The organism is Companilactobacillus sp. y65-5, from assembly GCF_057541095.1.
Window position 1 is genome coordinate 1 of the sequence record NZ_BAAJOA010000001.1, and the last position, 22,207, is coordinate 22,207.

24 protein-coding genes are annotated in these 22,207 nt (G+C 38.3%); 13 read left to right on the forward strand and 11 right to left on the reverse strand.

What is annotated here, in order from left to right; all coding sequences use genetic code 11:
• The 8 genes from truB to AC27FM_RS00040 form a co-directional block, all read left to right on the forward strand.
• Positions 1–1,050: tRNA pseudouridine(55) synthase TruB (gene truB, locus AC27FM_RS00005; RefSeq protein WP_487085005.1), on the forward strand; the 1,050-nt coding region annotated here is incomplete at its 5' end.
• Positions 1,051–1,062: 12 nt separating this feature from the next.
• Positions 1,063–2,004, forward strand: coding sequence for a riboflavin biosynthesis protein RibF (gene ribF / locus AC27FM_RS00010; protein WP_487085007.1), 942 nt, complete (start codon positions 1,063–1,065; stop codon positions 2,002–2,004).
• A gap of 138 nt (positions 2,005–2,142) precedes the next feature.
• Positions 2,143–3,189, forward strand: a complete 1,047-nt coding sequence (gene hrcA / locus AC27FM_RS00015; protein ID WP_487085009.1) for a heat-inducible transcriptional repressor HrcA — start codon at positions 2,143–2,145, stop codon at positions 3,187–3,189.
• 16 nt (positions 3,190–3,205) lie between these two features.
• Positions 3,206–3,799 carry a nucleotide exchange factor GrpE gene (gene grpE, locus AC27FM_RS00020; protein WP_487085011.1) on the forward strand — a complete coding sequence of 198 codons (594 nt, stop codon included), beginning with the start codon at positions 3,206–3,208 and terminating at the stop codon, positions 3,797–3,799.
• A gap of 53 nt (positions 3,800–3,852) precedes the next feature.
• Complete coding sequence (dnaK, locus tag AC27FM_RS00025; RefSeq protein ID WP_487085013.1) at positions 3,853–5,715, forward strand: molecular chaperone DnaK; 1,863 nt, start codon at positions 3,853–3,855, stop codon at positions 5,713–5,715.
• Between the two features lie 136 nt (positions 5,716–5,851).
• On the forward strand, positions 5,852–6,982 hold the full coding sequence (dnaJ, locus tag AC27FM_RS00030) for a molecular chaperone DnaJ (RefSeq protein ID WP_487085015.1): 1,131 nt from the start codon (positions 5,852–5,854) through the stop codon (positions 6,980–6,982).
• Positions 6,983–7,129: 147 nt separating this feature from the next.
• Positions 7,130–8,971 carry a translation elongation factor 4 gene (lepA, locus tag AC27FM_RS00035; protein ID WP_487085017.1) on the forward strand — a complete coding sequence of 614 codons (1,842 nt, stop codon included), beginning with the start codon at positions 7,130–7,132 and terminating at the stop codon, positions 8,969–8,971.
• Positions 8,972–9,056: 85 nt separating this feature from the next.
• A complete protein-coding gene (locus tag AC27FM_RS00040) occupies positions 9,057–10,385 on the forward strand; it encodes a dihydrolipoyl dehydrogenase family protein (protein WP_487085018.1) in 1,329 nt (442 codons plus the stop codon).
• Here AC27FM_RS00040 and AC27FM_RS00045 read toward each other — a convergent pair whose 3' ends face one another.
• Genes AC27FM_RS00045 through AC27FM_RS00055 form a run of 3 tightly spaced genes read right to left on the reverse strand, consistent with a single transcriptional unit; the run spans position 10,386 to position 12,601 of the window.
• Positions 10,386–11,312 carry a polyprenyl synthetase family protein gene (locus AC27FM_RS00045; protein ID WP_487085019.1) on the reverse strand — a complete coding sequence of 309 codons (927 nt, stop codon included), beginning with the start codon at positions 11,310–11,312 and terminating at the stop codon, positions 10,386–10,388.
• A 15-nt stretch (positions 11,313–11,327) separates the two neighbouring features.
• Entirely contained in the window at positions 11,328–12,323 is a 996-nt protein-coding gene (locus AC27FM_RS00050; protein ID WP_487085021.1) for a hypothetical protein, read from the reverse strand.
• Entirely contained in the window at positions 12,323–12,601 is a 279-nt protein-coding gene (locus tag AC27FM_RS00055; protein ID WP_487085023.1) for a hypothetical protein, read from the reverse strand. Before AC27FM_RS00055 ends, AC27FM_RS00050 begins: the two co-directional genes overlap by 1 nt.
• Positions 12,602–12,762: 161 nt before the next feature.
• Here AC27FM_RS00055 and AC27FM_RS00060 point away from each other — a divergent pair, with 161 nt between their 5' ends.
• The 5 genes from AC27FM_RS00060 (at position 12,763) to AC27FM_RS00080 (ending at position 16,277) form a co-directional block, all read left to right on the forward strand.
• A complete protein-coding gene (locus AC27FM_RS00060; RefSeq protein ID WP_487085025.1) occupies positions 12,763–12,972 on the forward strand; it encodes a heavy-metal-associated domain-containing protein in 210 nt (69 codons plus the stop codon).
• Complete coding sequence (locus AC27FM_RS00065; RefSeq protein WP_487085027.1) at positions 12,972–13,853, forward strand: DMT family transporter; 882 nt, start codon at positions 12,972–12,974, stop codon at positions 13,851–13,853. The genes AC27FM_RS00060 and AC27FM_RS00065 overlap by 1 nt, the downstream gene beginning before the upstream one ends.
• 142 nt (positions 13,854–13,995) lie before the next feature.
• A complete protein-coding gene (moaA, locus tag AC27FM_RS00070; protein WP_487085029.1) occupies positions 13,996–14,994 on the forward strand; it encodes a GTP 3',8-cyclase MoaA in 999 nt (332 codons plus the stop codon).
• A gap of 35 nt (positions 14,995–15,029) precedes the next feature.
• Positions 15,030–15,341, forward strand: coding sequence for a metal-sulfur cluster assembly factor (locus tag AC27FM_RS00075; protein WP_487085031.1), 312 nt, complete (start codon positions 15,030–15,032; stop codon positions 15,339–15,341).
• A 33-nt stretch (positions 15,342–15,374) separates the two neighbouring features.
• Positions 15,375–16,277 carry a helix-turn-helix domain-containing protein gene (locus AC27FM_RS00080; protein WP_487086053.1) on the forward strand — a complete coding sequence of 301 codons (903 nt, stop codon included), beginning with the start codon at positions 15,375–15,377 and terminating at the stop codon, positions 16,275–16,277.
• 17 nt (positions 16,278–16,294) lie between these two features.
• Here AC27FM_RS00080 and AC27FM_RS00085 read toward each other — a convergent pair whose 3' ends face one another.
• From AC27FM_RS00085 to AC27FM_RS00120, 8 genes are all read right to left on the reverse strand, one after another.
• Positions 16,295–16,948, reverse strand: a complete 654-nt coding sequence (locus AC27FM_RS00085; RefSeq protein ID WP_487085033.1) for a response regulator — start codon at positions 16,946–16,948, stop codon at positions 16,295–16,297.
• 11 nt (positions 16,949–16,959) lie between these two features.
• Positions 16,960–17,982 carry a sensor histidine kinase gene (locus AC27FM_RS00090; protein WP_487085035.1) on the reverse strand — a complete coding sequence of 341 codons (1,023 nt, stop codon included), beginning with the start codon at positions 17,980–17,982 and terminating at the stop codon, positions 16,960–16,962.
• Between the two features lie 29 nt (positions 17,983–18,011).
• On the reverse strand, positions 18,012–18,449 hold the full coding sequence (locus tag AC27FM_RS00095; protein ID WP_487085036.1) for a GAF domain-containing protein: 438 nt from the start codon (positions 18,447–18,449) through the stop codon (positions 18,012–18,014).
• Positions 18,450–18,553: 104 nt separating this feature from the next.
• Positions 18,554–19,045, reverse strand: a complete 492-nt coding sequence (locus AC27FM_RS00100; RefSeq protein ID WP_487085037.1) for a hypothetical protein — start codon at positions 19,043–19,045, stop codon at positions 18,554–18,556.
• Between the two features lie 23 nt (positions 19,046–19,068).
• The gene (moaC, locus tag AC27FM_RS00105; RefSeq protein ID WP_487085039.1) at positions 19,069–19,542 is read right to left on the reverse strand and encodes a cyclic pyranopterin monophosphate synthase MoaC; all 474 of its coding nucleotides are present in this window, start codon (positions 19,540–19,542) and stop codon (positions 19,069–19,071) included.
• Positions 19,543–19,700: 158 nt separating this feature from the next.
• The gene (locus AC27FM_RS00110; protein ID WP_487085041.1) at positions 19,701–19,856 is read right to left on the reverse strand and encodes a FeoB-associated Cys-rich membrane protein; all 156 of its coding nucleotides are present in this window, start codon (positions 19,854–19,856) and stop codon (positions 19,701–19,703) included.
• A 19-nt stretch (positions 19,857–19,875) separates the two neighbouring features.
• Positions 19,876–21,873 carry a ferrous iron transport protein B gene (feoB, locus tag AC27FM_RS00115; protein ID WP_487085043.1) on the reverse strand — a complete coding sequence of 666 codons (1,998 nt, stop codon included), beginning with the start codon at positions 21,871–21,873 and terminating at the stop codon, positions 19,876–19,878.
• Positions 21,873–22,103 carry a FeoA family protein gene (locus AC27FM_RS00120; protein ID WP_487085045.1) on the reverse strand — a complete coding sequence of 77 codons (231 nt, stop codon included), beginning with the start codon at positions 22,101–22,103 and terminating at the stop codon, positions 21,873–21,875. Before AC27FM_RS00120 ends, feoB begins: the two co-directional genes overlap by 1 nt.
• Positions 22,104–22,207 lie beyond the last annotated feature (104 nt).

Sequence of the window (22,207 nt, forward strand, 5' to 3'; positions counted from 1 at the left end):
GATGTTGTAGAACATTATATCGAGAATCAAAAAACGCCTCACGGCGTTAATTATCAAGCATTCATCTACCTGATTAAGATCAGGAGATTTTTGCCTCAATTTTTAATTAAACAAATATTATTAATAGATCGGAAGATAGCAATGAACGGAGTAATTCCACTAAACAAAGAAATTGGGATGACAAGTTCTGATTATGTATATAAACTAAGAAAGATTTTACATACAAGAAAAATCGGTCATACGGGTACACTGGATCCATTAGTGGATGGAGTGTTGCCAATTTGTGTCGGTCAATCGACGAAGTTAGTCAATCGGTTGACAGGAACTCCTAAGGAGTATGAGGGGGAGATAACATTGGGTCGCTCAACGACTACCGAAGATCGTGAAGGTGATACTGTCAAAGAAGTTAAACTGACAGCCGCATTTTCAAATGACGAACTTAAAAATAACTTTCAGAAGATGATTGGGGATCTTACTCAAATCCCACCCATGTATTCTGCTGTAAGAGTCAATGGAAAAAAACTGTACGAATACGCTCGAGCAGGTCTTGAAGTTGAACGCCCAGAAAGACACATTCATATTTACGATTTCTACATGATGGGTGAACCACGATTCGATAGCGAATCTGGCCAACAAAAGCTCAAATTTCATGTAAAATGTTCTAAAGGTACCTATGTCAGAACTTTAGCGGTTGAATTTGGTGCTTTATTGGGAGTGCCTTCATTTATGTCCGAATTAACTAGGACTAAGAGCGCAGGTTTTAGTATCGATCAAACTTACAAGTTGGCAGATATCGAACGTATGGTAGCTGAAGGTAATTATGGATTTTTACGTACGACTGATGAAGTGCTAGCTAATATTCAGGCACACGAATTAACTGATGAGGAATGGGAAGTTCGCGTGCTACATGGTGGTTTTTTAGACCTATCAGGTTATGACACTGACAGTGTCATGAGAGTGACAAGGAATCAAGTCACAAAGGCGATTTATAAGTTCAATGCTGAACGACAACTTTGGATTCCAGAAACGATGTTATTGAATAACGATTAAGGGGATGAACTGATGGAAATTGTAAATATTAAGCATCCGTTGAAAGATAATCAAATACCTAGCTCAGATGTTGTTATGATAATGGGCTTTTTTGATGGGGTTCATCTCGGTCACAAAAAAGTTATTCAACGTGGAGTAGAGTTGGCACACGAGAAGAATCTGAAATCGGTATTGATGACCTTTGATCGTTCACCACGAGAAATATATCAACATGAAGAAAATTATAAATATATTTCAACAGTCAGTCGCAAAGCAGAATTGATTTCAGAATTAGATGTAGATTATTTATATTTTATTGAATTCACTTCCGATTTTGCTAGTTTAGCACCGCAAGACTTCGTTGATGATTACATGGTACGAATGAGAGCCAGATATATTGTGGCAGGATTCGATTATACTTATGGCAAAAAGGACGTAGCCAACATGCAGACGTTGCCAAAATATGCAAATGGTCGCTTTGAAGTAGTAACTGTACCTGAACAAACTATCGATGGGAAAAAGATCGGTTCCAGTACGATAAAGAAATTAGTGCTGACAGATCGAGTAGATGTTGCCAATAAATACTTAGGCTATACGTATCAAAACCAAGGACATGTTGTACATGGCCTTCAGCGTGGGCGTACGCTTGGTTATCCGACTGCTAATGTAGTTACTAGCAAAGAACAATTAAAGCCTTCTATCGGTGTTTATATCACTCGTATAGAGATTGATGGCGAGTGGTATCCCTCAATGACGTCAGTTGGCTATAATGTGACGTTCAAGGAAGATACCGGTGTGACGATCGAATGTAATATTTTTGATTTCGATCAAGATATTTATGGTAAGGATGTCAGAGTCGAATGGGTGCACTATTTGCGTGGAGAAGTTAAATTTGACGGAGCACAAGGATTAGTTGATCAGCTTCATCAGGACAAAATAGATGCATTGGAATATTTTAAAAATCATAAACAATAGTGGGTTCAAAAGACCTGCTATTTTCTTTGTCTGAAATCGAAATTTATGAGTTTCAATACTTGACACTATTAGTATAGATTGTTATATTTTACATTGTTAGCACTCCAATATGAATAGTGCTAAAAGGAGGACGGTAGAATGTTATCGGAACGTCAAGATGCAATCTTGAGAGAAGTCGTGCGCATTTTCACAGATACCGGCCAGCCGGTTGGTTCAAAAACATTGATGAACGCATTGCCATTTAATGTCAGTTCGGCAACCATTAGAAATGAAATGGCTGTACTTGAGGAGATAGGCTATTTGGAGAAGACACATCTTTCTTCTGGTCGTATCCCTTCAGCAATGGGATATCGTTATTATCTAGATAATTTGGTACAACCAACTACCGTACCGCAAGATATCGCAAAGAGAATCGACGAGGATTTTGGTCAAACGTATCATCAAATCGATGATATCATTGAGCAGTCGGCTAAGATCTTATCTCATTTAACTAGTTATACCGCAATTACATTAGGTCCAGAGAGCAGTACAGTTCGATTGACGGGATTCAGGATAGTACCATTGAATGCACGTCAAATAATGGCAATAATCGTAACTAGCGATAATAACGTCGAAAGTAATATTTATACAATTGATGAAAACTTTGATACAGAATTAATTGAAAAAATCGTAAGAGTAGTTAATGACAAATTAGTCGGTCAACCTTTACCTAAGGTATTACGAATGCTACATGATGATATACCTGCTATTTTGTCTGAGTATATGTATTCAAACAATGGATTGATCGATATGATAGATCAGTTGTTCAAAAAAGCTGGCTCAGAAAAATATTTTGTTGACGGTCAATTGAACCTGTTGAATTATGCAAATAATGAAGATCTATCAGAAGTTCAATCGTTGTTCTCAATTATTAATCAAAGTACAGATTTGAAAAAATTACTTGATCCATGCGATTCCAATGATGGAATCAGAGTTCGTTTAGGTAGTGAGTTAGGTTCAGACGCACTGAAGAATTATAGTATTATTACAGCAAACTATGATGTTGGACATCATGGTAAGGGAGTAATCGCATTGTTAGGTCCAACGACGATGCATTATTCACAATTGATAGGCTTGTTAGGTGAGTTCAGACAAGAACTTGCCAAACGTCTGATTGATTATTATTCAAGGTATGATGATTCTTGATATTTAGGAGGAAGTAATGGCAGATAAAGAGAAACAAGAAGATGTAAAAGCTTCTAGCGAACAAACTAAAGAGGCACCTAAGACTGAGGAGAAGCCAAAGGCAGATGCCAAAGTCGAAAAGAAGGATGCTGAAAAAGTAACCAAAGTTGATCCTAAAGATGCAAAAATAAAGGATCTTGAGGCTAAAAATTCAGAACTAGAAGATAAGTTTTTGAGAAGCCAAGCTGAAATTCAAAATATGAATAATCGTCATAAGAAGGAAGTGGCTGGCCTACTCAAATATGACGGTCAAAAGTTGGCTACCGAAATTCTTCCAGTTCTTGATAACTTAGAACGAGCTTTGGCAGTTGAAGTTAGCGATGATGCTGGCAAACAGCTGAAGAAGGGTATCGAAATGGTTCAACAACACATGGTCAAGGCTTTGACTGATAATCGTGTAACGATTATTGACAATGCTGGTGAAAAGTTCGATCCAACAGACAGTCAAGCTGTACAAACTGTCCCAGCTGATGATGATCATGCTAAGGATACCGTTGTTCAAGTGCTTCAAAAAGGTTACAAACTAGAAGATCGTGTTCTTCGTCCAGCCATGGTCGTCGTAGCACAATAGATTTAGATAACAAATTAATTAAATAATTAAAAAATCAAAAGAGGTTTATATTTATGTCAAAAGTTATTGGTATTGATTTAGGTACAACTAACTCAGCAGTTGCTGTACTTGAAGGTGGATCACCAAAGATTATTGCTAACCCTGAAGGTGCAAGAACTACTCCTTCTGTTGTTGCTTTTAAAGATGGTGAAATTCAAGTTGGTGAAGTTGCAAAGAGACAAGCAATCACAAACCCTGACACAGTTTCATCAATCAAGAGACATATGGGTGAAGCAGGATACAAAGAGACAGTCGCTGGCAAATCATATACACCACAAGAAATTTCAGCTATGATCTTGCAACACATCAAGAAGTTCTCAGAAGACTATCTTGGCGAACCAGTTACAGACGCAGTTATCACTGTTCCTGCATACTTCAATGATTCACAAAGACAAGCTACTAAGGATGCTGGTAAGATTGCTGGTTTAAACGTTCAACGTATCGTTAACGAACCAACAGCTTCCGCATTAGCATACGGTCTTGACAACGATAAGGGTGATGAAAAAATCCTTGTTTATGACCTTGGTGGTGGTACATTCGATGTTTCTATCCTTGAATTAGGTGATGGTGTTTTCGAAGTTCTATCAACAAATGGTGATACACATCTAGGTGGAGATGACTTCGACCAAAAGGTTATTGATTGGTTAGTAGAACAATTCAAGAACAAGAATGGCGTTGACTTATCACAAGATAAGATGGCTCTACAAAGACTAAAGGATGCTGCTGAAAAAGCTAAGAAAGACTTATCAGGTGTTACACAAACATCAATCAGTCTTCCATTTATTTCATCAGGTGCTAATGGTCCACTTCACATGGAAGAAACATTGACACGTGCTAAGTTTGATGAATTGACAGCTGATCTAGTTGAAAAGACAAAGATCCCAGTTGACAATGCTTTGAAGGATGCTGGATTGTCAATCGGTGAGCTTGACAAGGTCATCTTAAATGGTGGTTCAACTCGTACACCAGCTGTTCAAGATGCTGTTGAAAAATGGACTGGTAAGACACCAGATCATTCAATCAACCCTGACGAAGCTGTTGCACTTGGTGCTGCAATTCAAGGTGGTGTTATCTCTGGTGATGTTAAAGACGTTGTTCTACTTGACGTTACACCACTTTCATTAGGTATCGAAACAATGGGTGGCGTGTTCACTAAGTTGATCGATAGAAATACTACTATCCCAACAAGCAAGTCACAAACATTCTCAACTGCTGCTGACAATCAAAGCGCTGTTGATATCCATGTCCTACAAGGTGAACGTCCAATGGCTGCAGACAACAAGACATTAGGTCGTTTCCAATTGACAGATATTCCTGCTGCACCACGTGGTGTACCTCAGATCGAAGTTAAGTTTGATATCGATAAGAATGGTATCGTAAATGTTTCCGCTAAAGACCTTGGTACTAATAAGGAACAAAAGATTACTATCAAGAGTTCATCAGGTTTGAGTGATGATGAAATCGATCAAATGATGAAAGAAGCCAAGGAAAACGAAGCTGAAGATACTAAACGTAAAGAAGAAGTAGACGTTAGAAATGATGTTGAACAAGCATTATTTGCTACTGACAAGACTCTTAAGGATATCAAGGGTAAAGTTTCTGACGATGAAATCAAGAAGGCTGAAGACGCTCGTGATGCTTTGAAGAAAGCTCAAGACTCTGGCGATATTGAAGACATGAAGAAGAAACGTGACGACTTAAATAAGATCGTTCAAGATCTTTCTGTAAAACTATATCAACAAGCTCAAGGTGCTGAACAAGCTGGCGGTGATGCTGGTGCAACCGGTGCTGACAATTCTACAGATGGTAAGAAGTCTGACGATGGTACAGTTGATGGAGACTTCGAAGAAGTAGATCCTGATAAAGACAAGAAATAATAAATATTAATTCGTGATAAAGAGCAGTCATTTTAATTACTACACCAACAATGGTATAGTATTAACAACTGCTCTTTTGAGCATAAAAGATAAAATCGGACAATTAAGTCCAGGTCGACACAAGGGTGATTTTTAAATGGCAGATAGAGATCCATATGAAACTTTAGGCGTTGATAAAAACGCATCTGAAGATGAAATTAAAAAAGCTTTCCGTAAACTTTCTAAGAAGTATCATCCAGATATCAACAAGGATCCCGGTGCTGAAGATAAGTTCAAAGAGATAAACGATGCTTATGAGACCTTAAAGGACCCTCAAAAACGTGCTGCTTATGATCAATACGGATCAGCCGGCATGAATAACGGTCAAGGTTTCGGCGGATTCGGTGGTGGAGCTGGCGGTGAACAATTTGGCGGCTTCGAAGATATCTTTAGTCAATTCTTCGGTGGTGGTACTGCACGACAAAGTCCTAACGCGCCAAGACAAGGCTCAGATTTACAATATCGTATGGATTTAACCTTCGAAGAAGGTGTCTTTGGTAAGAAGACTGATATTTCTTATGATCGTGAAGAAATCTGTAAGACTTGTGATGGTAGTGGGGCAAAACCTGGTACTCATCCTGAAACATGTTCTAAGTGTCACGGTTCAGGTTATGTTGAAGTAGATCGTCAAACTCCACTTGGCCGTATGCGTACAAGAGTTGTCTGTGACGTCTGTGGTGGTACTGGTAAAGAAATCAGAGAAAAGTGCAATATTTGCCATGGTAAGGGTAAGGTTAACGAAAAACATACTCTTAAAGTTACCGTTCCTGCAGGTGTTGAAGATGGTCAACAAATGCGCTTAGATGGTCAAGGTGAAGCTGGTGAGAACGGTGGTCCTTACGGTGATCTATATATCGTCTTCCACGTTTCAGCAAGTAAAGAATTTCAACGTGATGGTGCGACAATTTATTCATCAGTGAATATCAGTTTCCCTCAAGCAGCGTTGGGTGACGAGATTCAAGTCAATACTGTTCACGGACCAGTTAAGTTGACTGTGCCAAGTGGTACACAGACTGGTACGTCATTCAGATTACGTGGTAAAGGTGCTCCAGTACTCAATAGTAAGAATATCGGTGATCAAAAAGTAACCGTTAATATTGTTACTCCACGCAAGATGTCTGGTGAACAAAGGGATGCTCTAAAGAAGTTTGCGGAAGCAGGCGGAGATAAAGTCAAAGAAAAAGATAGTAACTTTTTCAATAAATTAAAAGATGCTTTTAATGGTTAAATTTAAAAAGTCGCAATTTATGGTTGCGACTTTTTTGATATATTTTGGTAACTTATCTATGATGGTGGTATTACAATAATTAGTGTAAAATAGATAAGATGAGAATTAATTCATATATGATAAATAATTGATAGAAGGGAAATATTTATGAATCTGGATCTCGATAAATTAAAAGAACGACAAAAAAGAATTCGTAATTTTTCTATCGTAGCGCACATCGATCATGGTAAATCAACAATTGCCGATCGTATTTTGGAAAAAACACATACCGTATCAAAACGTGACATGAAGGCTCAAATCCTTGATGATCTTGATCTTGAACGTGAACGTGGTATTACGATCAAACTGAATGCTGTTGAGTTGGAATATACGGCCAATGATGGCAAAGAATATATTTTTCATCTAATCGACACACCGGGACACGTAGACTTCTCGTATGAAGTTTCTAGATCATTGGCTGCCTGTGAGGGTGCCTTGTTAGTTGTTGACGCTGCTCAAGGTGTTGAAGCTCAGACATTAGCTAATTCTTATTTAGCAATCGATAATGACTTGGAAATCGTACCAGTTATCAACAAAGTCGATCTTCCTTCAGCTCAACCTGAAAAGGTTCAAGAAGAAATCGAAGAGATGATTGGTATCGATGCATCTAATGCCATTATGACTAGTGCTAAAACTGGTTTAGGTATCGATGAGTTATTGGAACGGATCGTCAGTGATGTACCCGCTCCAGAAGGTGATATCGATAAGCCTCTCAAGGCTTTGATCTTCGATTCAGTATATGACAGCTATCGAGGCGTTGTCCTCAACGTCCGTGTCCGTGAAGGATTGGTCAAGGTCGGAGACACGATTGAATTGATGAGTAACAAGAAGAAGTTTGAGGTGACTGATGTCGGTGTTATGTCGCCTAAGGCAGTTTCTCGTGACTATTTGATGGCTGGTGATGTTGGCTATATTACGGCAAGTATCAAGTCAGTTGTTGATACTCAAGTCGGTGACACGGTGACCTTAGCTGACGATCCGACTGATGAAGCACTAACAGGCTATCGCCAGAGTACACCTATGGTTTATGCTGGTATGTATCCTGTTGACAATGGTAAGTATGAGGACTTGCATGAGGCTCTAGAAAAACTAAAACTCAATGATGCCGCATTGGAATACGAACCTGAGACTTCTCAAGCGTTAGGTTTTGGATTCCGTGTAGGATTCTTAGGATTACTTCACATGGACGTTGTCCAAGAGCGTCTCGAACGTGAATTTGATCTTGACCTGATTATCACTTCACCGTCAGTAGATTATCACGTGACGACGACTTCGGGTGAGAATATCGTCGTTGATAATCCAGCAGAGTTACCAGATGCTTCGGAGATTCAAGAGGTTCGTGAACCCTATGTTCGAGCTGAGATCATGGTACCTGAGGACTATGTGGGTCCTGTAATGGAATTGTGTCAACGCAAGCGTGGTCAATTTGTTACGATGGATTATCTTGATAAGTATCGAGTTAACGTGATTTATAAGTTACCACTTCTCGAAATCATTTTTGACTTCTTTGATGACTTGAAATCTAATACTAAAGGTTACGCGTCATTGGATTATCGGGTTGAAGAATACGAGCCAAGTAATCTAGTTAAGATGGATATCCTACTCAATGGTGAACCGGTCGATGCCTTGAGTTTCATCGTTCATAAGGATTTTGCTTATCAACGAGGACGTGATATCGTATCTAGATTGAAGGAAGTAATCCCACGTCAGATGTTTGAAATCCCAGTTCAGGCTGCTATCGGTAACAAGGTTGTGGCACGTGCCACGGTGAAAGCCTACCGTAAAGATGTTACAGCTAAGTTATACGGTGGAGATCGCACACGTCGTGACAAACTTCTGAATAAACAAAAAGCTGGTAAGAAACGAATGAAAGAAGTGGGAAAGGTTTCGATCCCACAAGAAGCATTCATGTCAGTACTTAACTTGAACAAAGGTAAATCAGACGACTAAGCAAATAACTAAAGAAAAAATAAATAGACTCCTATAATAGAAATATTATGGAGTCTATTTTTTTATCTTTGGAGGTAGATAGTATATGAAACAATTTGATGCAATAGTTATCGGCGGTGGACCAGCTGGTTTGGCGGCGGCTTACGGGCTTAATAGTGCCCAAAAAAGAGTAGCAGTGATCGAAAATTACCAATGGGGTGGAACTTGTCCCAATCGTGGTTGCGATCCTAAAAAAATGTTGCTCAGTGGTGTGCAAGCACGAGATAGAGCTGTTCAATTGAAGGGAAAAGGATTTGGTGAAGTTCCCTTTGTCCGGTGGTCAGAGCTGGAAGCATTTAAAGACACGTATACTGACAAAGTTCCAGAGGGTAGTCGTAATGGCTTGGTCGCCGCAGGTATCACTGCAATCGATGGTAGTCCAAAGTTTATTTCTGAGAATCAGTTAACCGTGAATGATGAAGTATATCAAGCAGATAAGTTCGTTATTGCGACAGGACAGCGTCCAAGTAAGTTAAATGTCAAAGGTAATGAATATTTACTGACGAGCACTGATTTTATGAATCTAAAAACAATGCCAAAGAAAATAACTTTTATTGGCGCAGGATACATCGCATTCGAACTTGCGACTATTGCGAGTGCAACTGGGGCAGAAGTCCATATTGTTCATCATAATCAACGTCCTTTAAAAGAATTTGATGCTAGTTACGTGGATGAATTAGTCGAGCAATTGCGGAATCGTGGAATCAAATTTCATTTTGATATTGAAACAAAGTCGATTGCTAAATTTGGTGAACAGTATGTTCTAGACGCTGGAGATTATAATATCGTAAGTGATTTGATCGTTGGTGCTACCGGCCGCGTGCCCAATGTCGATAATTTGGACTTGGACAAGGCAGGAGTAGAATTCTCGAAGAAGGGTGTCAAAACCAATGGTAGATTGCAAACAACTAATCAAAATATCTATGCTATTGGCGACGTCGTAGATAAAAAGGAACCTAAGCTGACACCAGTCGCAGGTTTTGATGCTAGATATGTTGCTAATATTATCAATGGCAAGTTGAATCGAGATATTAGTTACCCAGTTATACCTACACTAGTCTATGGTTCTCCGGAATTAGCCAAGGTGGGAATCGACCCTATTGAGGCAGAAAAAAACCCTGATGACTATCACGTAGTCGATCAGGATTTGACAAAATGGTTTACTTATTATCGTACTAATGAGCCAGTGGCAAAGGCAAAGGTTGTCTTTGATAAGAACAAGCAAATAGTTGGCGCTACATTGTTGAGTAATGAAGCTGATGAGGTCATTAATTATCTAACACTTGCTATCAATAACCATCTCACACATGCTGATATCGTTGATACGATCTTTGCATATCCAACTCCCGCCAGTGATTTGCAATATCTAATCTAATTACAACAACATCTCAACTAGTTTTTGTAAGTCGTGCTTTTCTGGTATTTCTGGCAACATATTGATGTCAAACAAAGCTTGATCTTTGTATTCTTTGACCATGACTTGTGACGCATCGACACCATTATCGATGACTTCTTCGGCTGTTTCAGCTAAGGCATCATTTCCAGTTTTTCCGGCTTCGGCGATCTTGTTCATAAAATCTGGGCCTTTTTTACCTATGGCAAAAATCACTGGTAGTGTGAATTCACCACTTTGGAGCATGTATAGTGGTCCGAATTCGTCTTCTGTTGTGTTGATTCCTACTAGATCAAGGACTTCGCTCTTAATTTGATAGGCGATACCGATAGTTCTGCCAATTTGACCTGCGGATTCCACGATAATATCAGACGCGTGGGCAGCTTGTGCTCCAAAACGGCAAGCAAACTCAAACATAATGGCTGATCGTCCTTCAACTCGTTTGATATACTCGCCAATATCTTCAACTGGTTTGACCATCTGTTCGTCAGCTAATAATTGTTGAGTTGTAATCTCTTGAATCGCATCAATTTTACCTTGCAGTGCCTCATCATCAGCTGAACATTTACGTAGTTCCACATCGATCAAGTCAGAGAAATATTCGACCATGAAGTTCAACTTTATAGAGTCTGGTCCAGCTTGATGGCGACGCATCATTTCATTTCTAATATAAAACATTTGCGTGGCTGCTGCGGCTGACTGTAGAGTGTTGTCGCGTAGGTTATCGGTTTCTCCAAAGCTAGAAAACAAATAAAAAAAGGCGCTATGTAAGAAACGGCTGGATTTTAAAAAGCCACTGGCTTCAGAAATAATGTCGTCTTTATTTAGCTCGATTAAGCGGAGAATATAATCTTCAAGATTTATTAGTTTGGGATTAAGATGCTCGAATTGTTCAAATGGTGATGCCATTGTGATTGATTCTCCTTACTTAAATTTATCGACTTCAACTTCCAAATTTTCTGCGATCGGTAAGAAAACTGAACTGAAGAATTTTTGAGAGTTGAATTTCTTTTCTTGTTCGATGATGTCGTTAGACTTTTTCCATGCGTCATTACGCATGATGGTGGCTAGATTTTTGCGAAGCGTCTGCAGGTGTTTTTTTAGTTTAGCATCTTTAGCGCCATAAACCTGTATATAGAAGTAAAGTATCTCGTTGAAAGTATTGTCCAGTACATAGAAAAAAGTATTGCGCATCTCTGATAAATTCATCATTTGCGGGAATAATTTATCTTTTAAAATTTGTTCCTTCGTGAATGAACTGGAGGAAGTAATGATCGAGTTGACCTGACTCATGTCAGCAATGTAGCTAGAATAGTGTTCAAGTTGATCTTTTTTCAGTGGAACTCCTAATTTTTCTTTGAGCTCCGTCTCATTGAGTGGAGTAAGTTGTTTCAATGTTAGATTTTTGACTTCTAATCGCTCATCGGCTAATTTTTTCTCGATTTCTTTGAGGATAGACTGGTTTTCATTCAGATACTTCATTACAGTGGGCCAGATATGATCGTTGAAGGTGTCATTGAAGTGATTGAACATATCGTCAGTATAGACATCAAGAACTTTTTTCTCAGGTGAAAACTCTTTGACATGCGACTGGAATTGAATGACTAGTGGCATCCCAGTGCGATCATCTGGATTACCTACTAGTATCCCAGTGTCCTTACGTTGTTGGTTCTCCCAGTCCTTTAATTCATTCAAGTCTAGAAGTCCCAATGGCATCAAGGTTATCTCTGAATGTGTGCACAAAATTTGTAGTGCAAAGGGAGTGATCATTTTTTGTGTTTCAGTAAATGATTTTAAGGTAACTCGAAGTTTTTTTTGATTATCAAGGTGGTCTTCTGGGTCAGCGTAGAAGGCGGAGGACTGGATCGGTGAATTCTCGAAGCGACCGCTCATTTGTTTCTTTAAATCATCGATATCCATTACTTTTCTTCCTCCACAGCGTAAATTTTTTTGAGTTCGTTAAGTTTGTCTATACCATCTTTGGTAAGTGTGGCAGACTTCAAAGTGGCAGTAGCCAGTGCGTAGTTTGTGATCTCTTCTAGTTTTAGGTCGTTGAACCAGTTCTTACCTTGAACTGCTTCGATAGTCTGATATAGCATTGATTGTTTGTTTAACTGACGATTGGAAGTAAAGTAATTGCGATTTACGTCGTTTAATAATTGATAAATAGATTGTTCCATGCTTACATTTTCAGCCATAACTAATTCTCCATTCTGATTACTATCACTTATATTTTATATTACTTATATTCTAGCCTTTTTCGGGTTAATTAAAAATTAGTAAAATTCCTAAGTTAAATTAATCTCTTGCAGTAGTATTATAAAATAGTAATAGAATCAATCTATCGGAGGAATATATTATGGAAAAACAAATTTTAGTAAGTGGACTACATTGTGCGAACTGTCCAAAACACATTGCTGAAATGATCAAAGACGCAAAAGGTGTTGAGAAGCTCGAAGATAATATGGACAAGATGACTTTGACGATCTCTGGAAATGAAGAATTAGATATAGATGAAATTAAAGCTGATTTAGCAAGTAAACCATTCAAGGTTGAGGAAATAGCTTAGTGAATTCTGTTACTACCAAAAAAGCTCAACTTTTAGGAGTTGAGCTTAATTTAATTTCACTATTGTTCAGTAGTATCAGTCCAGTTCTTAATAAGTTTTCATTAGTCAGCTTGAATCCAGTAGTTGGAGCATTATTTACTAGTGTATTTGCGGCAATTTTCAATTTAATTTTGATATTTGTGATGTATCATGATTTTTCTATCGTCAGGAACAAGTGGGTGATTGCTTTAGGATTATCCAACGCTGTTGGAGTGATTTTACAATACATCGCCTTAATGCTATTGAGTCCTGTTACTGTCACTCTGATAGCTAGGATATACTTGGTCTATATCTTTGGATTATCCTATATATTTTTAAAAGAGAAATTAGTAAAGTGGGATTATCTGGCTATCATCATGTGTATTGGTGGCTCAATATTTGTTTCAACAGGTCGTATTCAAATCGACAGTATCTTAGGAATAATTTGTGCTTTTATTTATCCGTTAATGTATGCCATAAATAATATCATCGCCAAATATTTGGTTGAAGATAATAATCCCGGGAACGTTTTATTTTATAATCATTTAGTTTCAGCAATATTATTGTTTGTCTATGCTTTGATCATCCCGGGAACCTTTGGTGGAATTGAAGCTAAGGCAGTAACATTCAATTTCTTCGGTGCTTTTTTCAATGGATTTTTATCGCTATTATTGTTTTATACGAGTCTAAAGTTCATTACAGCTGGAAAGGCAAATATCGTTCGGGCATTGGGTCCGATAGTTGTGATCATTTACTCTTACTTTTTCTTTCCCATCCAAATTACAACAAACATAATTATCGGTGCGTTACTGTTGATCACTTCAACAGCCATCGTTACATTTACACGTGCTGATACCAATTGATCATCTAAGCCTGAATTGCGCTCAGGCTTTTTTGTTGTCTAAATATTTCTTAGGGCTTTCACCAATTCACTTATGTGGCTAAATAATCCATAATTAAATTATATAATTTACAAGTATTTATGTAATATTGGAGGCACCATTTATGGAAAAACTATACGATCAGTACAATAGGATTCATGATTATGTGAGATTGTCGATTACTGATAGATGTAATCTTAGATGCGTCTATTGTATGCCAAAGGAAGGGTTGCCGTTCTTTCCAACTGATAAGGTTTTATCACAAGATGAAATCGTGCAAATGATCCAAAATTTCTCAGAAATGGGTATCTCCAAAGTTCGTATTACTGGTGGTGAACCACTATTAAGAACGGATGTTGTAGAAATAGTCCGTCGAATCAAGGCGGTTGAGGGGATTGAGGACGTCTCAATCACCACTAATGGATTGTTCCTCGCTAAGAAGGCGCAGGCGTTAAAGGATGCTGGATTAGACCGTTTGAATATTAGCTTGGATACCTTCAATCCTGACCGCTACAAAGAAATAACTCGGGGTGGAAATATCCAACAAGTACTAGATGGAATCGAAACAGCCGCTAAATTGAACTTTAAAAAAATAAAATTAAATGTTGTATTAATTAAAGGTCAAAATGATGATGAAGTATTGGAATTTTTGAATTATACTAGAAGTAATAATGTAAACGTACGCTTTATTGAATTTATGCCAATTGGTAACTCAGAAAAAACTTGGAAAAAAGAATATGTTGGACTTGATAATGTATTTAAAATTTGTGAGGAGAACGGACTAGAATATTCGCCGATTGAATTGAAGGGTAATGGCCCATCAGATAATTATCAGATTAAAGGATTTGAAGGTAGCTTTGGTTTGATTCATCCGATTAGTTCTAAGTTTTGTGAAAACTGTAATAGGTTACGTGTTACAGCTGATGGTTATATCAAAGCATGTTTGTATTGGAACGAAGAGATAGATATTCGTAAAGCTATACCCGACAAGGACGAGTTCAGGCGTTTGATTCAGAAGTCGTTAGATCGTAAACCTCTGAATCACGAGATGGCCATGGACGAGTCTGATCGCATTATTGATAAGGCACCAACTTGGAGACATATGAGCCAGATTGGTGGATAAATTATAAATTAACGACCGAAAGGCGGATATGTATCATGACAACAGAAGAAATGGCAGATCAAGTAAAGGAATCCTTAATGGACGTAATCGATCCAGAATTAGGAATCGACATTGTTAACCTTGGATTGATCTATAAAATTGATATAATAGATAGTAAATGTATTGTAACAATGACTTTAACGACTATGGGGTGTCCTTTAGGGGATTATTTACATGATGAGATTGCCGACGCAGCTGAACGTGTCGACGGTATTGATACTGTTGATATTAATTTAGTCTGGGAACCTGCTTGGGATTTGAGCATGGCAAGTCGATTCGCACGGATATCTCTAGGTATATATGAATGATGGCAAAACTTTGGAGTGTTAAACGTGAGAGAAATTAATATAGATGTATTCATAAAGAGACGTAAGGAACTTAAATTATCACAAGTTAAACTTTGCGAAGGAATTTGTACGCAGGCTACTCTGAGTAAATTTGAAAATAACGGACGTGTACCTTCACTGACGATTCTAAATAAGCTCTGTGCGCGATTAGGATTGATGGTAGATGATTTGTATCAAGACTCAACTACTTCTACGGCTAAGATTCGCGATAACTTGAATCACGCAGAAAAAGAGTTGATGATGGAGAACTACCAAGAAGTTATCAATCTTCTTTCAGAGATCAAACCAGAAAAAATTGAGTTTATTCCGTTGAAGACCCAATTTTACTACCTTCGTGGTTTACTAAATGCCCTAACTAATCAACAACCAGTTGATATTCTATTTGATTTCTCGCAAATTCTAGATGACTTGGATGATAAGCATCAATCCATCTACACTCAATTGGCCTACCTAGGTTCAGGTGTCATGTATTCGCGTGAGAACCAAAATGAAAAAGCTGATTTTTATTTTGATAAAATTTATCAATTTATCGAATCTTATCATCACGAGCCGGTCAAGGATTCTGATGATGAGGATGATCATTACTTGAAGATACTAACTCTGATTTTCTTTACATCAGAGTACTACGCTACTAAGGGCGATGTTGACTTGAGTAATAAATTGGTTAACATGGGTATCGATCTCTGCTCTGAATATCACGTGACTTATTATTTACCAAGATTAAAATTACAAGCAGCACAAAACGCTATCAACGAAAACAAATCTAGTATTGAGATCAATCGCTTGATGAACGAAGCACTAGCATTTGCTCACATCAATAATAACCAAGTGGTAGAAATCAGAATTGCGGCTATGAGAACTAAATATGAAAAGAGCCATAAAAAAGAAGAAGCCTAATGGCTTCTTTTTTGTCTCTAAAATTCAATTAAGTGATGGTGGATGGCATAACGGACTAAGTCAGCACGTGTATCGAGAGCAAGTTTACGAATTATGTTCGCTTTATGGGCCTCGACAGTCTTGGTAGAAATAAACATCTGAGAAGCAATCTCCTTGTTAGAATATCCTAAGGCAATCAAAGGGAAAATTTCTTTCTCACGCTTCGATAGGCCGTTATATCCCTGCAAATCAACTTCGACGCCGTCTGAATTTATTTCTTGGACGTCTGACTTAGTTATCATGATATTTTTGTCGATGTAATTTTGACCATTGGATAAGGACTTTAAGGCCTTGAGTAGCTCATCATCAGGCGAACTCTTGAGAATATAAGACATGGCACCATTGTGGATGGCACGATTGATATATTCTTGTTCCTCGTGCATGGACAGTATCAAGATCCGTACGTCTGGATATTTATCGTGGATTCGCTGCGTGGTAATCAGACCACTCTCACCAGGTGGCATGCTCAGATCCATCACGAGGATATCTATACCACCTTGCTCGACACGCATGTAGGTATCAGTCCCGTTCGCTTCTTCTCCGACAACTTTAAAATTATTTTGCTTGTTGATCAAAAAAGATAGACCAGATCTAACAACGGCGTGGTCGTCCGCAATTAATACTTTGTACATAATGTCCCCCCTCAAGCGACTGGAAATCTGACTGTAACAGTGGTTCCTTTATTTTTATTAGATTTAATGTTGAACGCTCCGTTGAGTGCTTTGACGCGTTCATTCATATTCATAAGTCCGAGTGATCGCCCATTGAAAGTCTGATGTGCGGGGACGTCGAAACCATCTCCGTCATCAATGACTTCCAAGGTGATAAAGTGGTCATGCGAGACTAACAAAATAGATATTTCGTTAGCATTGGCGTGTTTCAGGGCGTTATTGATCGCCTCTTGAGCAATCCGATAAAAAACACTCTGAATGTCACTAGACAAGCTACTAGTATCAGCATTACCAATGACATCGATCGTTACGCCAGAGTTTTCTTGTAGCCGTTTGGCTAAAACTCTCAAGGCTGCTAACAGACCAAAACTGTCAAGAACGGACGGCCTTACGTCAAGTGCCATGCGTTTGACTTCGGTTAATGTGTCGTTTAATTGCGACTGGATGACATCAGTTAATTTTTGAAACTCCACCGGAGATATCTTGTCATCATTGAGCCGACGGATCCCCATGATTGCTGAATAAACACCTTGAGCAATGCTGTCGTGTAAGTCCTCGGAGATTCTCTTGCGCTCTTCTTCGTATGCACGGTTGACGTATTGAGTTAACTTCCGTTGCTGGGCCAGTTGATCCATTCGATTGATCGTTCCACGACTTTTTAATGTCAACGAGAAGACACGCTCGTCTTTGTCGATGACATTGTAAATCATAAAGTAGGGTAGTGGATGTGGCATATCTTTGGCAAGTGTAACGGGGATGAAAATTTGCTTCATTTTGTTTTGGATAATACAGTTGAAACAATCGTCAGTCGATGAAAATTTTTGTTTAACCGAGGAGTCGGCAATCTCTAGCAAATACTTTGGATCAAGGTGTAATTCTTCTTGTAGATTCTTGGCCGTGTGGTTACAAACAATTAGTTCATTATCTTTAAAAATCATAATCGCATCAGAAGATTCATCGAAATAATTATTTATCCATTGTGTAGTTTCAAGCAAAAAAAATCAGCCCCTTCTCAATTTAGTAATTACAGATATTGGGAAAGAATTTGGGCTGTTTGGTTTGATACGGTAGTTTTTGTACGATAGCCTGCCAATAGGACGCCGGTAACGCGATTATTAATACCGACAACTGGAAGTGCAACTGCTGTTTGTAGTCGTTCAGTCCTAGCGATTGGCGTGTACATTTTACTAGAGTATTCATATTCAGATAGATTATTGTCCCAAAAGGGTTTGCCGGTTCTAACAACAAGTCCAGCGATCCCAATACCACTGCGTAAGACGATCTTTCTAAACTTCTCGTTAGAATTTCCAGCAACAAATGACCATTTGATAGAATGCGGAGGATCCGGAGATTGAGTCGCAATACCTACGAAATCAAAATCCTCCTGATGAAATATTTGATTAACAATTTTTTGATAGTCCAACGGATAATCAAACGAATTGTTTTGTTGATCTGGGTTCACGTCTTATTTCCTCCTAATAATAACATTTTTAAGGTTTATTAACATTGATTTCACTGGTTTTTTATTTAATTTTGGAATATTCAAAAACATTTTTTTATATATCATTAGATAATATCACTTTTTACGAATGTAATCGGCAAGCACTGCAATTCTTCAGTGATAAATTCCTGATAATCATAATTTTCTAAATTCAAGTAGGAAACCAAATCTGAAAATTTAATCCGAAAATGACTGATTGAATAAAAATTTTTGTTCGTAGTAACAGCATAACTATTTTGATTATCGATCAGGACTGACAATACTTCAGGGCTGATATGATAATTGCTCGGCGACAGTGTCAAGAAGTCAGTCGTCGGTTGGTAATGATGACTAGCGGAGTATATATCTGTAAGTTCACCACAATTTTCAAAAGGTGTTTGATGTCTAATAATTTGAATATTTTTTTTAGACGCAAAATGAGATTCTAAATTAATATAATCATCATCATTTGCTGAAATGATTACATTTGAGGTCAGTAGCAAGAGTTTATTTGCTGCCAAATCAACTTTTTCAATTGAATTATCACATAATTGTTCATTCAAAATAAGTCCAATCATGATTAACCTCCTTCGATGATGCGTTATTCGTAGGTGAAGTGACCACTTTTACCGCCGTCTTTTTCGACTAGATGAACGTCGGTCAATAACATGCCTCGATCAATGGCCTTGCACATGTCATAAATCGTCAAAAGTGAAGTTTGAACTGCTAGTAGTGCTTCAATTTCGACACCAGTAACATGCTTGGTTTTTACTTTGGCAGTGACGGTTATGGTCGATTCATTATCGTCTTCAAAGTTTATATCGACGCCAGTTAGAGGGATGAGGTGACACATTGGTATCAACGAACTAGTCTGCTTTGCTGCCATGATGCCGGCTACTTGGGCCACTGCTAAAACGTCACCCTTTTTAATTTTTCCATCTTGGATGCGAACCAAAGTCTGATGATTCATTTTGATTTTTCCAGTTGCGATAGCAAACCTAGAAGTAACTTTTTTATCAGTAACATCAACCATTTTAGCTCTATTTTGGTCATTGAAGTGAGTCAATTCGTCCATTTTAATAACTCCTCGTAAATAATATGAATATATCTTTATCCAAAGTATATCAAGCAAATTAATGATTAAGTATTAGGGGAATTGCTCAAAAGGAAAGTAAATCCATTTTTGGATAAAAAAAAGAGGCGTTAGCCTCAATTTGTATAAAATGATACACCTTACTTGCGAGATTTATCAGCCATTAACTTGGCCTCACATTTGTAATCACAAGCGGCGCATTTACCTTGTTTGGATTTTTGTGTGACTTTGAAAATTTCATAGCCAGCTAAACCAATAATTATTGCAGCAATTAAGATGTTAATAAAAAGTGACATACAATCCCTCCTGACTTAACTAAAAGAATAGACTTCCGACTTGGAAAATAACGAATGACATAAAATACGCAATTGCTAAACTAGAAACTACGGTATAAATCGCCCATTTAGTAGAGCCAGTTTCAGATTTAACTGTTCCGATAGTCGCAAAGCACGGTACATATAGAAGTACGAACACTAACATTGAGTATGCGGCAACCGGTGTGAACAATTGTCCGAATGTTGCGATCAAGGCAGTTTGACTAGAAGTGTGGAAGAGAACCATCATACTGGAACTGATAACTTCTTTAGCCATGATTCCAGTGAATAGGGCGCTGATTGCTTCCCAAGATGTGATTCCGATTGGTGCAAATAGTGGTAACAAGACCTTACCTAGTAGCGCTGAAAAACTATTGTCAATATCGCTTACGAAACCACTAGGTCCAAAATTAGACATTAACCAAATCAACACGGTACCAGCGAAGATGATCGTTCCGGCTTTTTTAACAAAGCCTTTACTCTTATCCCAAGTTCCACGCCAGATAATATCTAAACGAGGAATATGATATTTAGGAAGTTCAACGATGAAGACAGTGCTTTCTTTAACTTTAAAAATGATTTGATAAATCTTTGCCATTGTCAGAGCCACGGCGATTCCTAAGAAATAAATCGATAAGACGATCAGAGCTTGATTTTTGGGGAAGAATGCGGCAACGAATAGACTATAAATCGGCAATCGTGCGGAACAACTCATAAACGGTGAGATCAAAGTCGTAATTAGACGTTCTTTGGGTTGTTCGATCGTACGTGCTGCCATGATGCCAGTAACGTTACAGCCGAATCCAATAATCAGTGGGATGAAGGCTTTTCCGTTTAGACCGATCATCTGCATGAGCCTGTCAGTGACTAAGGCTGCACGTGCCATATATCCTGAATCCTCTAGGATGGATATACAGGCAAATAAAGTGAAAATCTGAGGAACGAAGGTCAAGACTCCACCGACACCAGCGATAACTCCATCGACGATCAGTGAACGTAGGAACGGCATTGCACCAACGCTGATCAAGAATTTGTCCGCGTAGGTGGAAATCGGTCCTGACAATAAGGCATCTAATTGGTCGGAAATAGGTGTCCCGACCCAGTCGAATGATAGTTTGAACATCAACAAAAAGATCATGATAAAAATTGGTAATCCTAAAAGTGGATGAGTGATGATCTTGTCGATTTTTGAAGTCATTTCGACGTTTCTAGTAGATTCGAGATTTTTAGTTGCGGCGGATAGTGTCTCGTCGATAAAATTCAATCTAGTATTGAAAATTTTGTTTTCAAAGTTTTGTGCATCATAGTAACCTTGTTGTTCGATCAAAGGTTTTAAATCGTGTTTGATGGCATATTTACGAATGATCTTATTTTGGTTGATATATTGAATCGTCACCCAACGTGCAAAGGAGGCTTTCATATCATATTCAGCGACCAATTTTTGGCTGGCTTGACGAATTGCTTGTTGAACCATGAAAGGATAGTCTAGTTCTAGTGCCGATCCATCTGGTAATTCATCGATAGGCATGCTCAGTAGTTGATCACGTAATTCCTTGATACCGTCCTTGTTACGAGCGTTGGTAGTTTCGATATGACATCCCAAGCGCTCGGATAGGGTATCGATGTCGTAGTAGATTCCTGACCGTTTGAGATCATCGATCATATTCAGAGCAATGACGGTCGGTCTACCGAACTCCAATAATTCAATTGAGAGTAACAAATTTCTTTTGAGTTGACCAGCGTTGGTAACGTTTAAAATGATGTCAGCGTCGTCGGTTAATAAATAATTTATGGCAACGGATTCATCTTTTGTGATTGGATTCAGAGAATAAATCCCCGGTAGGTCAGTAACAACGATCTCAGAGTGCTTGATATTACCCATCTTTTTTTCGACAGTAACACCCGTCCAATTACCAACATATGCGTAAGTGTCAGTTATCTGATTAAATATCGTCGTCTTTCCCGTGTTGGGATTTCCCATTAGAGCAACTGTCGTCATTAGCCTTGACCTCCGCAGAGTAGTTTGAAGACTTGATAGCGAATGCCAATTTGCTGTTGTTCAATTTTGACGATCACTGGACCGTGCATTGGAAAATATCTAAGTACGGTCACCTCACTGCCATTGTGAATCCCCAAACTGTGGAGGCGTTGGGCAGTTTGGGCATCTAGTTTTTCAATATTGCATAGTTCAAAGTTTTGATTGTTGACATGTTCAGAAATTAGTTCCATAAAAATCGGCCTCCAAATATTCCAAAAGTGAATAATTTATAATTTGTTAGTTAGTGAAATGATTAACTATTATTATGGTCTATTATCCCACGATTTCGACCGAA

What these genes read in the sequence shown, in the direction of transcription:
- ribF (WP_487085007.1), top strand. Translation starts at nt 1,063, where the DNA reads ATGGAAATTGTAAATATTAAGCATCCGTTGAAAGATAATCAAATACCT.
- hrcA (WP_487085009.1), top strand. Translation starts at nt 2,143, where the DNA reads ATGTTATCGGAACGTCAAGATGCAATCTTGAGAGAAGTCGTGCGCATT.
- grpE (WP_487085011.1), top strand. Translation starts at nt 3,206, where the DNA reads ATGGCAGATAAAGAGAAACAAGAAGATGTAAAAGCTTCTAGCGAACAA.
- dnaK (WP_487085013.1), top strand. Translation starts at nt 3,853, where the DNA reads ATGTCAAAAGTTATTGGTATTGATTTAGGTACAACTAACTCAGCAGTT.
- dnaJ (WP_487085015.1), top strand. Translation starts at nt 5,852, where the DNA reads ATGGCAGATAGAGATCCATATGAAACTTTAGGCGTTGATAAAAACGCA.
- lepA (WP_487085017.1), top strand. Translation starts at nt 7,130, where the DNA reads ATGAATCTGGATCTCGATAAATTAAAAGAACGACAAAAAAGAATTCGT.
- AC27FM_RS00040 (WP_487085018.1), top strand. Translation starts at nt 9,057, where the DNA reads ATGAAACAATTTGATGCAATAGTTATCGGCGGTGGACCAGCTGGTTTG.
- AC27FM_RS00045 (WP_487085019.1), bottom strand. Translation starts at nt 11,312, where the DNA reads ATGGCATCACCATTTGAACAATTCGAGCATCTTAATCCCAAACTAATA.
- AC27FM_RS00050 (WP_487085021.1), bottom strand. Translation starts at nt 12,323, where the DNA reads ATGGATATCGATGATTTAAAGAAACAAATGAGCGGTCGCTTCGAGAAT.
- AC27FM_RS00055 (WP_487085023.1), bottom strand. Translation starts at nt 12,601, where the DNA reads ATGGCTGAAAATGTAAGCATGGAACAATCTATTTATCAATTATTAAAC.
- AC27FM_RS00060 (WP_487085025.1), top strand. Translation starts at nt 12,763, where the DNA reads ATGGAAAAACAAATTTTAGTAAGTGGACTACATTGTGCGAACTGTCCA.
- moaA (WP_487085029.1), top strand. Translation starts at nt 13,996, where the DNA reads ATGGAAAAACTATACGATCAGTACAATAGGATTCATGATTATGTGAGA.
- AC27FM_RS00075 (WP_487085031.1), top strand. Translation starts at nt 15,030, where the DNA reads ATGACAACAGAAGAAATGGCAGATCAAGTAAAGGAATCCTTAATGGAC.
- AC27FM_RS00085 (WP_487085033.1), bottom strand. Translation starts at nt 16,948, where the DNA reads ATGTACAAAGTATTAATTGCGGACGACCACGCCGTTGTTAGATCTGGT.
- AC27FM_RS00100 (WP_487085037.1), bottom strand. Translation starts at nt 19,045, where the DNA reads ATGATTGGACTTATTTTGAATGAACAATTATGTGATAATTCAATTGAA.
- moaC (WP_487085039.1), bottom strand. Translation starts at nt 19,542, where the DNA reads ATGGACGAATTGACTCACTTCAATGACCAAAATAGAGCTAAAATGGTT.
- AC27FM_RS00110 (WP_487085041.1), bottom strand. Translation starts at nt 19,856, where the DNA reads ATGTCACTTTTTATTAACATCTTAATTGCTGCAATAATTATTGGTTTA.
- feoB (WP_487085043.1), bottom strand. Translation starts at nt 21,873, where the DNA reads ATGACGACAGTTGCTCTAATGGGAAATCCCAACACGGGAAAGACGACG.
- AC27FM_RS00120 (WP_487085045.1), bottom strand. Translation starts at nt 22,103, where the DNA reads ATGGAACTAATTTCTGAACATGTCAACAATCAAAACTTTGAACTATGC.